The organism is Hydrogenophaga intermedia (assembly GCF_000723405.1).
Lineage (GTDB): Bacteria > Pseudomonadota > Gammaproteobacteria > Burkholderiales > Burkholderiaceae_C > Hydrogenophaga > Hydrogenophaga intermedia.
Window position 1 is genome coordinate 1 of the sequence record NZ_CCAE010000085.1, and the last position, 13595, is coordinate 13595.

The window sequence follows — 13595 nt, forward strand, 5'->3', positions numbered from 1 at the left end:
AATCTGGGGGGCGTGGCGATATTGGTTAACTAGCAACCGGAGGACGAGGTCACGCGAAAAGTCAGCCTCCGCGTGCGTAATGTTTTTTTTTTTCAAGCAGAAGACGGCATACGAGATGCTCAGGAGTCTCGTGGGCTCGGAGTTGTGTATAAGAGACAGGGGTAGGGGTGGGGGAATGCGCCAGTCTAGGCAAGCGCCCACGCCTGTCCACATGCTTTTATCGGCCCGGGCCATGCCTTCAGGTTATGCCCGACCGCTCCACCCATGAGTTACGGTCATGGGCGATGCCCCGGTCTGCATTTCACAGGGCGTGCGCGCCTGCCTACAGTGCGGGCCATCATGCACACCCCCCCTGCCCTTTCTTTGCGCCCACCCGGCGCGCGCCGCGTGGCCGTGATGGGCGCCGGCATCGTCGGCCTGGCCACCGCCTGGCAATTGCAGCGCGACGGTTTCGAGGTCACCGTGATCGACCGCCAGGCCCCCGGTCAGGGCGCCAGCTTCGGCAACGGCGCGCAGCTCAGCTACGCCTACGTGCAGCCGCTGGCCGACCCGTCGATCTGGGCGCAACTGCCCAAGCTGCTGCTGTCCCGCGAATCGCCCTTCTCGCTGCGGCTGCGGCTGGACCCGGCGCAGTGGGCCTGGGGCCTGCGCTTCCTGGCCGCCTGCCGCGCCGACGTGTCGGCGCGGAGCACCGCCACCCTGCTCGCGCTGGCCGAGGAAAGCCGCGAGGCGCTGCAGCACCTGCTGGCCGACACACGCGCCGACTGCGACTTCACCGCCAGCGGCAAGCTGGTGATGTACGGCAGCGACGCGTCGTTCGCGGCCGCACGCCGCCAGCTCGACCTGCAGCGCGCCCTCGGCGGTGCCGAGCAGCACGCGCTGTCGCTCGCCGAGTGCCTGCGCATCGAACCCGCGCTGGCAGGCAGCGCCGCGCGCTACGTGGGCGGCATCCACACGCCCGGTGAATGCGCGGCCGACTGCGCCCGGCTGTGCGACGCCCTGCACGGCGCACTGCAGGCGCGCGGCGTGCGCTTCGTGCTCGGCGCGCCGTTGGGCGCGCTGCGGCGTGAGGGCGATCGCCTGCTGGCCGTGCAGGCCGGTGGGGACTGGATCGAAGCGGAGCATTTCGTGGCCGCTCTGGGCACTGGCGTGGCCGCCTTCGCGCGCCAAGCGGGCGCCCACGTGCCGGTGTACCCGCTCAAGGGTTACAGCCTCACGCTGGACGTGCCGGCCAGCGATGGCCTGGCGCCGAGCGTGAGCGTCACCGACGCGCAACGCAAGGTGGTGTTCGCGCGCCTGGGCCAACGCCTGCGCGTGGCCGGCCTGGCCGAACTCGCGGGCCACGACACGCGCATCGAATCCCGGCGCGTGGAGCAGTTGCGCCGCGCCGCGCGCGAGGTTTTCCCCCTGGCCTGCGCCGGCACCGAGGCCCGCCCCTGGGCCGGCCTGCGCCCCGCCACGCCCACGGGCGTGCCCATCATCGGCCGCGTGGACGGCGCGCCCGCCAACCTGCTGTTCAACGCCGGGCATGGCGCCCTGGGCTTCACGCTGGCCGCCGGCAGCGCGCGGCGCCTGTCGCGCCAGCTCCAGGGCGTGGCCGATCGGCCCCGTGGCGCCACCGCGCTCAGCCGATCTGCTGCAGGGCTTGCTGAAAGCAGCGTGTGAACGCGCGCGCCACCACCGAATGCGGCCGCGCGGTGGGGCGCAGCATGTGCACGGTGGTCAGCATGGCCGGCTCGAACGGCAGCACATCCACGCGTGTGCGGTCGGCCGAGGTCGCCGTGCAGCCTTCCACCAGCGCCACGCCCACGCCGTGCTGCGCCAGCGCCAGGGCCACGTGGTAGGTCTGCACGGTCATGATCGGGCGCAGGTCCACGCCGTGGTCGCGCATGGCGTGCGACAGCTGCACGCCCAACGGGTCCTGCCCGTCCAGCGCGATCACCGGCAGCCGCGCGAGCTGCGCCCAGCCGATGCCGCCGGCCTTGAGCACGCGCGCCGGCAGCAGGCCCTTGGGCGCCACCACCATCACGCGGCGCTCGCCCAGGCGCTCCTGCACCAGCGCCGGGTGTGAGCCGGGGTTGAAGACGTAGCCCACATCGGCCTCCTGCAGCGCCAGGGCCGAGACGATCTGCACCGAATGCAGCGCCTGGTGGTGCACCAGCACGTCGGGGTGCTTCTCGCGAAACAGGCGCATGGCGCGCGGCAGCACCTCGTAGCTCAGGCCCAGTACGGTGAGCACGCGCAGCTCGCCGTGGGTGCGGCCAGCCTTCAGGCTGGTGGCCAGGCGCTGCACCTCGTCGAGCTGGGCGAACAGGCGCTCGATGTGCGGGTACAGGGTTTGCGCCTCGGTGGTGGGCACCAGGCGGCCCCCGGCGCGCTGGAACAGCGGGAAGCCGAGTTGCAGCTCGGCGTGCTGCAGCGTGCGGCTCACGGCTGGCTGGGTGACGTTGATCATGCGGGCCGCCGCGCTCACGCTGCCGGTGAGCATGACGGCGTTGAAGACCTCGATGTGACGCAGGCGCATGGGCCGCTATTGTGCTCGGCCCGCGCCCGCGCTCCTCAGGGCGCCGCGGGCCCGGTGGCCGCCGGTGGCGATGCACCCGGCGAGTCAGCCGGCGGCGTCGACGCCTCTCGCCGGTGGAACACTTTCGCGAACCACAGCGCCACGTCGTCCACGATCGTGAACACGGCCGGGATCACCAGCAGGCTCAGGAAGGTGGAGGTGATCAGCCCGCCGATCACCGACACCGCCATCGGCGAACGGAAGCTGCTGTCGGCCGAGCCCCAGCCCACGGCGATGGGCAGCATGCCCGCGCCCATGGCGATCGTGGTCATCACGATCGGACGCGCGCGCTTGTGGCAGGCGTCCAGGATGGCGTCCAGGCGCGACATCCCGTGCTGGCGCCGCGCCTCGATGGCGTACTCCACCAGCAGGATGGAGTTCTTCGTCGCCACGCCCATCAGCATGATCAGCCCGATCAGCGAGGGCATGGAGAAGCTCTTGTTGGCGATCAGCAGCGCCACGAAGGCCCCGCCCAGCGACAGCGGCAGCGCGGCCAGGATGGTCATCGGGTGCAGGAAGGCCTTGAACAGCAGCACCAGCACGATGTAGATGCACAGCACGCCGGTGAGCATGGCCAGGCCGAAGCTGGCGAACAGCTCGCCCTGTACCTCCGCGTCGCCGATCTCCAGCACCGACACGCCCGGCGGCAGGTTGCGCAAGCTGGGCAGCTTCTCCACCGCCGTCTTCATGTCGCCCAGTGCGATGCCCGCGAGCTCCACCTCGAAGTTGATGTTGCGCGAACGGTCGTAGCGGTCGATCACGGCCGGGCCGCCACCGAACTCCAGCGAGGCCACCTGCCCCAGCATCACCGGGCCGCGCGCGCCGGGCACGGCCAGGCGGCGCAACACGTCCAGGTCGTGGCGCGCCCCCACGTCGAGCTTGACCACGATGGGGATCTGCCGCTGCGGCAGGTTCATCTTGGGCAACAGGTTGTCGTAGTCGCCCACGGTGGCGATGCGCAAAGTCTCGGCGATGGCCGAGCTGGTGACGCCGAGTTCGGCCGCGCGCGCCAGGTCGGGCGTGACGATGATTTCGGTGCGCACCAGCGCGGCGGTGGACTGGATGCTGCCCACGCCGCGGATGGTGCGCAGGTCGCGCTCGACCGCGCGCGCCGCGGTGCTCATCGCGTGCGCATCGGTGCCGGTCAGGGTGAGGATGTATTTCTCGCCCGAGCCGCCCAGGCCCACCTTGCTGCGCACGCCGGGCAGGTTGGACATGGCGTCACGGATCTGGTTTTCGATGCCCTGCTTGCGCGGGCGCTCGCTGCGCGGATCGAGCTGAATGGTGAGCGCGGCCTTGCGCGACTCGGCCGCGCCCTGGGGTGCGAACGGGTCGGTACCGGCCGTGCCCGAGCCGATGGTGGTGTAGACCGATCGCACGTGCGACACCGCCGCCACCAACAGGCGCGCGCGCTCGGCCGTGGCGATGGTCTGCTCCAGCGTGGCGCCGGGCGGCAGTTCCAGGAACACCTGGGTCTGCGAGTTGTCGTCCGGCGGCACGAAGCCCTGCGGCAGCAGCGGGATCAGCATCAGCGAGCCGATGAAGAACAGGCCCGCGCCGAAGCTGGTGATCCAGCGGTGGCGAATGCACCAGCGCGCCCAGTTCTGGTAGCGGTCGAGCCAGGCCGGCTCGTTCTGGTTCTGCGACCAACGCCACAGGCCGCGCGTGATCGGGTTGGTGTCCATCCAGCGCGGCATCTCCTTCTGCACGAAGGGCTTGAGCAGGTAGGCCGCCATCATGGGCGTGAGCGCGCGCGCCACCACCAGCGAGGCGAACACCGCCAACGCCGCCGTCCAGCCGAACTGCTTGAAGAACTTGCCCGGGATGCCGGCCATGAAGGCCGTGGGCAGGAACACGGCGATCAGCGTGAAGGTGGTCGCGATCACCGCGAGGCCGATCTCGTCGGCCGCTTCCATGGCGGCCTGGTACGGTGTCTTGCCCATGCGCATGTGGCGCACGATGTTCTCGACCTCGACGATGGCGTCGTCCACCAGGATGCCGATCACCAGCGACATGGCCAGCAGCGTGACCACGTTGATGGTGAAGCCCATGTAGTACATGCCGATGAAGGCCGGGATGGCCGACAGCGGCAGCGCCACCGCCGACACCACGGTGGCGCGGAAGTCGCGCAGGAACAGCCAGACCACCAGCACGGCCAGGATGGCGCCTTCGTACAGCAGGGTCATGGAGGCGTCGAATTCCTCCTTCACCGGCGTGACGAAGTCGAAGGACTCGGTGATGTGCAGGTCGGGCCGCTGGACGCGCAATTGCTCCAGCTTGGCGCGCACGCCGTCGCCCACCTCGATCTCGCCGGCCCCGCGGCTGCGCGCGATCTCGAAGCCCACCACGGGTTGGCCATCCAGGAAGGCCGCTGCCGTGGGCTCGGCGATGGTGTCCTTCACTTCGGCGATCTGGTCCAGGCGGATGTAGCGGCCATCGCTCAGCGCCACCTGCATGCCCGCCAGCGCCTCGGCCGAGGCCAGTTGCGACAGCGTGCGCAGCGGCTGCTGGCTGCCGCCCAGGTCCACGCGGCCGCCGGCGCTCTCGATCTGCACCTTGGCCAACTGGCGCGACACATCGGTGGCGGTGGCGCCCAGGGCCTGCAGCTTCAGCGGGTCCAGCAGCACCTGCACCTCGCGATCCACGCCGCCCACGCGGTTGACCGCGCCCACGCCGGGCACGGACAGCAGCAGCTTGGACACGTCGTTGTCCACGAACCAGGACAGGGCTTCGGCGTCCATCTTGTCGGACGCGACCGTGAAGGCCAGCACCGCACCGCCGGCCAGTTCCACCTTGTTGACGATGGGGTCGCGCAGGTCGGTGGGCAGCTCGCTGCGCACCTTGGCCACGGCCGAGCGCACGTCGTCCAACGCCTCCTGGGTGTCCTTCTCGATGCGGAACTCCACGGTGAGCGAGACGGTGCCGTCCTGCACCTTGGTGTAGATGTGCTTCAACCCCTGCAGCGAGGCCAGGCTGTTCTCGATGATGCGCGCGACGTCGTTCTCGAGCTGGTTGGGCGAGGCGCCCGGCAGGGCCGCCACCACGGTGATGGTGGGCAGGTCCAGGTCCGGGAAGTTCTGCACCTTCATCTGCTTGAAGGAGAACAGGCCCGCCAGCGTGAGCATGACGAACAGCATCGCCGCCGGAATGGGGTTACGTATCGACCAGGCGGAAACGTTCATGGCTGTGCCCTCGCGCTCACTGCACGACCTTCACAAGGTCGCCCTCGTTGAGGAAGCCCGCGCCCTGCACCGCCACGGACGCGCCCTCCTTCAAGCCGTCGAGGATCTCCACCCGCTCGCCCACGCGGCGGCCGGTGCGCACCTTGAGCTGGCTGGCGCGGTTCTGCTCGTCGATGGCGAAGACGTAGTTGCTGCCGTCGCGCACCACCACCGACTGGCTGGAGACGGTGAGCGCGTCGCTCTGCCCCAGGTCGAAGGCGCCGTGGGCGAAGGTGTTGGCCTTGAGTTCGCCGTGGCGCGGCAGGTCCACGAAGACGAGGATGTTGCGCGTCTGCGGGTCGGCGCTGGGCGCGATGGCGCGCACCTTGCCCTGCACCTCGCGGCCGGTGGCAGCCGTCACGGCCACGGCCTGGCCGATCTTGATGCGGTCGACCTCGCTGGGCGTGACCTCGCCGCGCCACTCCAGGCGGCCCTGGCGCACCAGACGGAACAGCTCCTGCCCCGCGGCCACCACGGCGCCCACGGTGGCCCCGCGCGCGGAGATGACGCCGTCGTCGGGTGCCAACACGCGGGTGTTGCCCAGGCGCACCTCGGTGGCGCCGAGCGCGGCCTTGGCGGCTTCCCACTGCGCCAGCGAAACCTTCTCTTGCGTGAGGTACTGCGCCACCTGCGATTTCGACAACGCGCCGGTGTTTTCGATGGCGCGCGCGCGGTCGGCGTCGGCCTTGGCGTTCTGGTAGCTGGCCTCGGCCTGCATCAGGCTGGCGCGCGCCTGCAAGGTGTCGGCCTGCGTGGTCTCGCGCACGAACTCGGCCAGTACCTGGCCCTTGCGCACCGCGTCGCCCACGTTCACGTTGACCGTGGACAGGCGCAGGCCGTTGACCTCGGCGCCCACGCTGGCCTCTTGCCAGGCGGCGATGTTGCCGTTTGCCTGCAGGCGGATGGGCAATGACTCGCGTTGTGGCTTCGTCACGGTGACGGTAAGCGCGGGCCGGGGCTGCTCGCCTTCGGCAGGGGCGCCGTTCGCACCATTGCCGCTGGTGGCACCGGCACCCGCTGCCGGGGCCTCATCGGCGGGGCGCAGCAGCAGCCAGGCGGCCAGCGCGAGGATGACAAGGGCGAGTGCGGCCAGCGGCCAGAACCAGCGGCGCCGGGGGTTGGGATTGGCGTTCATCGGGCGTTCGAGGCGTTGGGATTCAGGGCGTCGGGACTGAGCGTGGCGGGCACGGCGGCGGGGTCGAAGCCGCCCCCGAGGGCAACGTAGAGCTGCAGCCAGGCGTCCAGGCGCTCCTGCTGCAGGGCCACGGCGCTGCTGTCGGCGTTGAGCTTGAGGCGGCGAGCCTCTTCCAGTTGGCTGAGGTTGGCGAAGCCCACGCGGTAGCGCGCCTCGGTGGCCTCGAAGGAGCGGTTGTAGCCGGCCACGGCCGTCTCCGTGGCGGCCAGGCGCTCGCTCAGGCCCGAGAGCGTGACGAGCGACTGCTCCACCTCGGCCACGGCCTGGCGCAGCGTGCCGGCGTAGGCGCTGGCGGCGGCTTCGTACCGGGCCTGTGCGCTGTCGGCGCTGGCGTGCAGCGCACCGCGCCCCAGCAGCGGCAGGCTCAAGGTGATGGGGCCGATGGACCAGGAGTTGGCGGTGAAGTCGAGCCCGCCGCCCGAGAAGCGGTTGCGCAGCACGCTGCCCTGCAAGGTAAGGCCGGGGCGCAGCGCGGCGTGGGCCACACCCACGTCCTCGCTCGCGGCCACCAGTTCGCGCTGGGCGCGGTACACGTCGGGCCGCTGGCGCAGCACCTCGGCGGGCACGGCGTTCACGGCCAACAGTTGCTCCACGCGGCCGGAGGCCAGCCAGGCGTTCAGGTCGGGCGCGGTGCCCAGTTGGCGCCGCACCTCGGCCTCGGGCTGGGCGGTGATGGCGGCGATCGACTTGATCTGGCGCTCGCACAGCGTTTCCTGGCTGCGCCAGCGCGCCACGCCCTCGGCCGCGCTGGCGCGAGCCAGCGCCGCGTCGGCGGGGGCGCTCAGGCCGGCGCGCTCGGTCACGTCGTTGCTGTCGGCCGTCACGCGGCGCGAATCGCGGTCGTTCAGGGCCACGGCCAACTGCTGGCGGCACAGGCGCTGGCCGAAATAGAGCTGCGCCACCTCGGAGGCCACGAGCACGCGGGCCTCGTGCCAGCCGGCGCCCGCCGCATCCTGGCGGGCCTGGGCGCTGTCCACGCGGGCGGCGCTCTCACCCCACAGGCCCACGGTCCAAGAGGCCTGGAAACCTGCGCTGAGCGTGGTGCCCAGTGGGGTGGTGGCGTCGGTGACACCGCGATTGGCGGTGGCCACGGCATTCACCTGCGGGCGGCCCTGCGCTTCCGCGCCGGCCAGGGCCGCGCGCGCCGCGAACACCTGGGCGCGCGCGCTGGCGATGTCGGGGCTGTGGCGCTGGGCGCGGGCGATCCAGTCGCTGAGCACCGGGTCGTCGAAGCGGGCCCACCAGTCATCCAGGGCCTGGGTGCTGCCTTGGTGGGCCAGCGGTGGCGCCATCCAGCGCTCGGGCAATTCAACGGGCAGGTCGGTTGGCGGCCGGCTCACGCTGCAGGCGCCCACAAGGGCGCTGGCGGCCAGTGCCATGAGCAATCGCGTCATGGTCAAGGAGGGGGTTCCCCTGAATGTTTGTGGTCTGAGCGCCGAGACTCTAGTCGAACTTGACGCCTGAACATTTCAAATCATTTCAATGGCGTAACAGCCATTGCAACGGGGCCCGCGTCGACGCTCAGTCGTCCTCGGCCGCGTCCAGCCCCGGGAACAGCACCTCGGTGAACCCGAAGCGTGCGAAGTCTCGCACCCGCATGGGGTACAGCGTGCCCCAGAGGTGGTCACATTCGTGCTGCACCACGCGGGCGTGAAAGCCCTCGGCCTCGCGGTCGATCGCCTGGCCGAACTCGTCGAAGCCCTGGTAGCGGATGCGCCGCCAGCGCGGCACCACACCCCGCAGGCCGGGCACCGACAGGCAGCCCTCCCAGCCCTCTTCCTCCTCATCGCCCAGCGGCGTGATGGCGGGGTTGATCAGCGTCGTGCGCGGCACCACGGGCGCGTCGGGGTAGCGCGGGGTGGGCGCGCCGCTGCCGAAGATCACCACCTGCAGGTCCACGCCGATCTGCGGCGCGGCCAAGCCCGCGCCGTTGGCGTGGGCCATGGTGTCCTTCAGGTCGGCCACCAGGCGGTGCAGCTCGGGCGTATCAAAGGCGGTGACGGGCTGGGCGTGGCGCAGCAGGCGCGGATCACCCATTTTGAGGATGGCGTGGACGGTCATGAATGAGGCTTGACGGCAGGGGCGCGATGGGGGAAGTTTCGCCGATGACCGCTCCCACGACGAATCCCATGAGACACCACCTGCTTGCATTGGCCTTCACCCTGCCTGCGCTCGCGCACGGCCAGGGCGCCGCCATCTTCAAGGACGCCGACCTCGCGCTCGGCGAAAAGCTGCTGGCCGAACACCAGTGCGCCCAATGCCACACCCGGCAGGTGGGCGGCGACGGCAGCGCCATCTACCGCCCCGCGGGCCGCATCAACAACGCCGGCCTGTTGCGCGGCATGGTGGAAAACTGCAGCACGCGGCTGAACCTGCAACTGTTTCCCGAAGAGGTCACCGCCATCGCGGCGGTGCTCAACCGGGACCACTACCGGTTCAAGCCCTAGATCGGGCCTGGAACGCCCTCAGGCGTTCACCTGCAGGCGCACGCCGTCGCCAGCGAACTCGCGCACCTCGCCGATGTCGGCCGCCTGCGCGAAGCCGTGGCGGCGGAACGTGGCCAGCACCTCGTCCACGCTCGCCGCGTCGCAGGCCACCAGCAGGCCGCCGCTGGTCTGCGGGTCGCTCAGCAAGGCCTGCTCGGTGGCCGCCAGGCCCGCACCCAGGCGCACCTCGTGCCCGTAGGCGGCCCAGTTGCGGCCCGACGCGCCCGTCACCAGGCCGGCCGCCGCCAGTTCACGCACGCCCGGGATCAGCGGCACGCGGCCCCAGTCCAGGTGCACCGCCTTGTCCGCACCACGTGCCATCTCCATCGCATGGCCCGCCAGGCCGAAGCCGGTGATGTCGGTCAGCGCATGCACGCCATCGAGCTTCGCGAGATCGGGGCCAGGCGTGTTCAGGCGCGTGGTGATGTCGATCATGGCGGCGTAGCCCGCCGCGTCGAGCTGTTCCTTCTTGAGCGCGGCCGACAGCACGCCCACGCCCAGCGGCTTGCCCAGCACCAGGCGGTCGCCGGCCTGGGCATCGGCGTTGCGCTTCACGCGCTTGGGGTGCACCAGGCCCAGGGCCACCAGGCCGTAGATGGGCTCGACCGAGTCGATGGTGTGGCCGCCCGCGATGGGGATGCCGGCCGCGCGGCACACGTCCTGCCCGCCCTGCAGGATGCGGCCGATCGTGTCGGTGCTGAGCACGCTGATGGGCATGCCCACCAGGGCCAGCGCCATGATGGGCGTGCCGCCCATCGCGTAGACATCGCTGATGGCGTTGGTGGCCGCGATGCGCCCGAATTCGTACGGGTCGTCCACGATGGGCATGAAGAAATCGGTGGTGGCGATCAGCGCCTGCTCGTCGTTGAGCTGGTAGACGGCCGCGTCGTCGGCGGTCTCGATGCCGACCAGCAGTTCCTTCGGCAGGGGCAGACCGGTGCTGCCCTTGAGGATGTCGCTGAGCACACCGGGCGCGATCTTGCAGCCGCAGCCGCCGCCGTGCGACAGGCTGGTGAGGCGGGGCTGGGTGGCGGCGTTGGGGGTGGGGGCGTTCACGGGAGGTCTCCGGTTCGGGGGCCTGTGCCGCTGGGGCGCAGGCAGTCGTTGAGCAGGTCCAGCAGCGCCTGGCGTTCGGCCTCGGGGGCGAACAGCGGCGCGCGACCGGCGCATTGTGCGGCCAGGCGCGCGAGCCTGCCATCGTCGCGGGCCATGCCCTCACGGCAGTCGCGCAGCAGCGCCGCCAGCGCGGCGGCGTCGCCCACGGGGAAGTAGCCCTCGTACGCCTCGCCGAGCATGCCCAGGTTGCCGTCGATGCGCGAGGCCAGCACCGGTGTGCCAACGCGCACCGCCTCCAGCACGGCGTGCGCGCCACCTTCGATGCGGCTGGCCTGCACCAGCAGGTGCGCGCGCTGCAGGCGACGCAGCACCTCGGCGTGCGACAGCGGGCCGAGCCATCGGTAGTGCGGACAGGCCTGCGCGGTGGCGCGCGCGGCTTCGCCCAGCGCGGGGTCGATCGCCTCGCCGATGTGGTCGATGCGGATGCCCTCCTGTGACCCGAGGAGGCGCGCGGCCTCGAACACGGTCTCGGGCGATTTCTCGTCGCGCAGGTGGCCCACCACCAGCGCGCGCAGAAAGCCCCTGGGCTTGGGCAAGGCCACGCGTGAGGGGCTGGACTGGAACACCACGCGGCAGCGCGCGCGCAGGTGCGCCGGCAGCGCCAGCGGCCCGCGCTCCTGCAGCACCACAAGCCGGTGCGCGCATTCGATCGAGCGCCGCGCCGCGGCGTCGTGGTGAATGTCGCGGTACAGGTCGGTGCCGGTGAGCACCACCACCAGCGGCGCCTGCGGATGCGCCTCGGCCCAGGCCGCGATGGAGCCGGCCGAGCGCCGCGCGTGCAGCGCGATCAGGGCCACGGGCGTCTCATGCAGGCTGGCATCGGGCCATTGGCGCGCGATCGCCACCCGATAATGGCCCGCCAGCAGGCGCGCCCAGCGTTGGGTGGTCTGCCAATTGCCGTTGTTGGCGTCGGCCAGTGCCGGCGTGACGATGCACAACAGGGGTTTGCGAATGGAGGCCATCGAGCGGCTCATTGTGTCGGAGCCCGACACCCCACCCGCCACCCCGCCCGGCGCGGCGGCCGAGCAGGCCCGCCGCGCCGGGCGGGACACGCTGGCGCAATTGCTGCGCCGCACGCGCACGCGCACGCTGCGCCTGGCCCAGGCCTTCGAAGCCGCGCTGGGCCCCGCGCTGGCGGTGCCACAGTCGCCCGAACTCAACCCGCCGCTGTGGGAGCTCGGCCACATCGCCTGGTTCACCGACCGCTGGGTCGCGCGCCAGCCCGCGCATCAGCGCGAACGCGGCGCGCGCGCCGACCCCACCGCAACGCTGGCCCCCGCCCGCCAGGCCGCGCGCGGCCTCGACGCCGACGCGCTGTACGACAGCAGCGGCGTGCCGCACGACGCGCGCTGGTCGTTGCCGTTGCCCGACCTGGCAGCCACGCGCGCCGACCTGCAGGCCAGCCTGGACGAGACCCTCGCCCTGCTGGCGCGCGCGCCCGACACCGACGACGGCCTCTACGCCTTTCGCCTGGCGCTGTTCCACGAAGACATGCACGACGAGGCCTGGTGCTACATGGCGCAGGCGCTCGACATCGACGCGGGCGAATCGGCGCCACCACCGCCGGCCGCGAACGACAGCACCTTGTCTTTGGACGCCTGCGTGTGGACCCTGGGCTGGCAGGGCCCCGGCTTCGCCTTCGACAACGAACTGGGCAGCCAGACCGTCGAACTCGCGCCCTTCGACATCGACGCGCAGGCCGTGAGCTGGGCGCGCTACCTGCCCGCCGTCGACGCACGCGCCGTGCCCGTGCCGCGCTACCTGAAACACGACAACGGCCGCTGGTGGCAGCGCGCCGCCGGCCAGTGGCACGCGCTGGACCTGTCGGCCCCCGCCTGCCACCTGAGCGCCACCGAAGCCCTGGCCTGGTGCGCCTGGGCCGCCCGGCGCCTGCCCACCGAGGCCGAATGGGAACACGCCGCCCACCACGCGCCGGGCTTCCACTGGGGCCAGGTGTGGGAATGGACCGCCAGCCCCTTCGCGCCCTCCCCCGGCTTCGAGCCACACCCCTACCGCGACTACTCGCAACCCTGGTTCGACGGCCGCCCCGTGCTCAAGGGGGCGAGCTGGGCCACGGCGCCGCAGATGCGCCACCCCCGGTACCGCAACTTCTTCACCGCCGACCGCTGCGACATCCTGGCCGGGTTTCGCAGCGTGGCGCTGCCCCGATGACCCTGGCGCGCAGGACGGCCGCGCCATCCGGTTTCTAATGCGGCCTTCGTTCACGCACCGGAGCCCGCCGTTTTGGAGATCGCCCTCGAACACGTCAGCGCACGCCACGCCGCCGCACGCGCGGCGCAGGCACCCGCCCTGCAAGGCCTGAGCCTGCGCGTGGCCGCGGGGGAGCACGTGGCCGTCATCGGTCCCTCGGGCGCCGGCAAGACCACGCTGCTGCAGCTCATGGCCTGCGCCATGCCGCCCAGCGCGGGCCAGGTGCAACTGGACGGCGCGTCGCCGTGGTCGCTGCCGCGCGCCGACCTGCAGCGCCTGCGCGCCCGCTTGCTGCTGGCACCGCAGGTGCCGCCGCTGCCGCCGCGCCAGCGCGTGGTCACCGCCGTGCTCGCGGCACGGCTGCCGTCCATGGGCCTGTGGGCCAGCCTGCGTTCGCTGCTGCGCCCGTCCGACATTCCCGCCGCCTTCGCCGCGCTCGAGCGCTTCGACCTCGGCGACAAGCTCTTCGAGCGCGTGGACCGCCTCTCCGGCGGCGAGCGCCAGCGCGTGGGCCTGGCGCGCGCCCTGCTCGCCCCCGCCCCCGCCTGGCTGGTGGACGAGCCGCTCTCGGCCCTGGACCCGACGCGCGCGCGCCAGGCCATCCACACCCTCATCGGCGGCGCGCGCGAGCACCGCGCCACGCTGGTGGCCACGCTGCACCAGGTCGACGTGGCGCTGGCGCATTTCCCGCGCATCGTCGGCCTGCGCGACGGCCAGCTCGCCTTCGACCTGCCGGCCGCCGAGGTCAGCAGCGAACGCCTTGCCACGCTGTACGACCAGTTCGAACACGAACTGCAGGGCAG

11 protein-coding genes are annotated in these 13595 nt (G+C 71.6%); 4 read left to right on the plus strand and 7 right to left on the minus strand.

Going from position 1 to position 13595, the window contains the following annotated elements:
• Positions 1–339 precede the first annotated feature (339 nt).
• Positions 340–1665 carry a D-amino acid dehydrogenase gene (locus tag BN948_RS24470; RefSeq protein ID WP_009516253.1) on the plus strand — a complete coding sequence of 442 codons (1326 nt, stop codon included), beginning with the start codon at positions 340–342 and terminating at the stop codon, positions 1663–1665.
• On the opposite strand, the gene BN948_RS24475 is transcribed toward BN948_RS24470, so the two are convergent.
• The 5 genes from BN948_RS24475 to def all read right to left on the minus strand — a co-directional run bounded on the left by BN948_RS24475 (position 1625) and on the right by def (position 9040).
• Positions 1625–2524 carry a LysR family transcriptional regulator gene (locus BN948_RS24475; RefSeq protein ID WP_009516254.1) on the minus strand — a complete coding sequence of 300 codons (900 nt, stop codon included), beginning with the start codon at positions 2522–2524 and terminating at the stop codon, positions 1625–1627. The genes BN948_RS24470 and BN948_RS24475 overlap by 41 nt on opposite strands.
• Positions 2525–2559: 35 nt before the next feature.
• Complete coding sequence (locus BN948_RS24480; protein WP_009516255.1) at positions 2560–5745, minus strand: efflux RND transporter permease subunit; 3186 nt, start codon at positions 5743–5745, stop codon at positions 2560–2562.
• Between the two features lie 16 nt (positions 5746–5761).
• The gene (locus tag BN948_RS24485; protein ID WP_009516256.1) at positions 5762–6919 is read right to left on the minus strand and encodes an efflux RND transporter periplasmic adaptor subunit; all 1158 of its coding nucleotides are present in this window, start codon (positions 6917–6919) and stop codon (positions 5762–5764) included.
• A complete protein-coding gene (locus BN948_RS24490; RefSeq protein WP_081922056.1) occupies positions 6916–8373 on the minus strand; it encodes an efflux transporter outer membrane subunit in 1458 nt (485 codons plus the stop codon). Before BN948_RS24490 ends, BN948_RS24485 begins: the two co-directional genes overlap by 4 nt.
• A gap of 127 nt (positions 8374–8500) precedes the next feature.
• Positions 8501–9040, minus strand: coding sequence for a peptide deformylase (def, locus tag BN948_RS24495; protein ID WP_009516229.1), 540 nt, complete (start codon positions 9038–9040; stop codon positions 8501–8503).
• A gap of 68 nt (positions 9041–9108) precedes the next feature.
• On the opposite strand from def, the gene BN948_RS24500 reads away from it, so the two are divergent.
• Positions 9109–9426 carry a hypothetical protein gene (locus tag BN948_RS24500; protein ID WP_009516228.1) on the plus strand — a complete coding sequence of 106 codons (318 nt, stop codon included), beginning with the start codon at positions 9109–9111 and terminating at the stop codon, positions 9424–9426.
• Positions 9427–9444: 18 nt separating this feature from the next.
• On the opposite strand, the gene selD is transcribed toward BN948_RS24500, so the two are convergent.
• Positions 9445–10521: a selenide, water dikinase SelD gene (gene selD / locus BN948_RS24505; protein WP_009516227.1), complete on the minus strand. Its 1077-nt coding sequence runs from the start codon at positions 10519–10521 to the stop codon at positions 9445–9447.
• Entirely contained in the window at positions 10518–11543 is a 1026-nt protein-coding gene (gene senB / locus BN948_RS24510; RefSeq protein WP_050980587.1) for a selenoneine biosynthesis selenosugar synthase SenB, read from the minus strand. The genes selD and senB overlap by 4 nt, the downstream gene beginning before the upstream one ends.
• Here senB and senA point away from each other — a divergent pair.
• Positions 11533–12753: a selenoneine synthase SenA gene (senA, locus tag BN948_RS24515; protein WP_009516225.1), complete on the plus strand. Its 1221-nt coding sequence runs from the start codon at positions 11533–11535 to the stop codon at positions 12751–12753. The genes senB and senA overlap by 11 nt on opposite strands.
• 72 nt (positions 12754–12825) lie before the next feature.
• On the plus strand, positions 12826–13595 hold a 770-nt coding region (locus tag BN948_RS24520), incomplete at its 3' end, for a phosphonate ABC transporter ATP-binding protein (protein WP_035624515.1).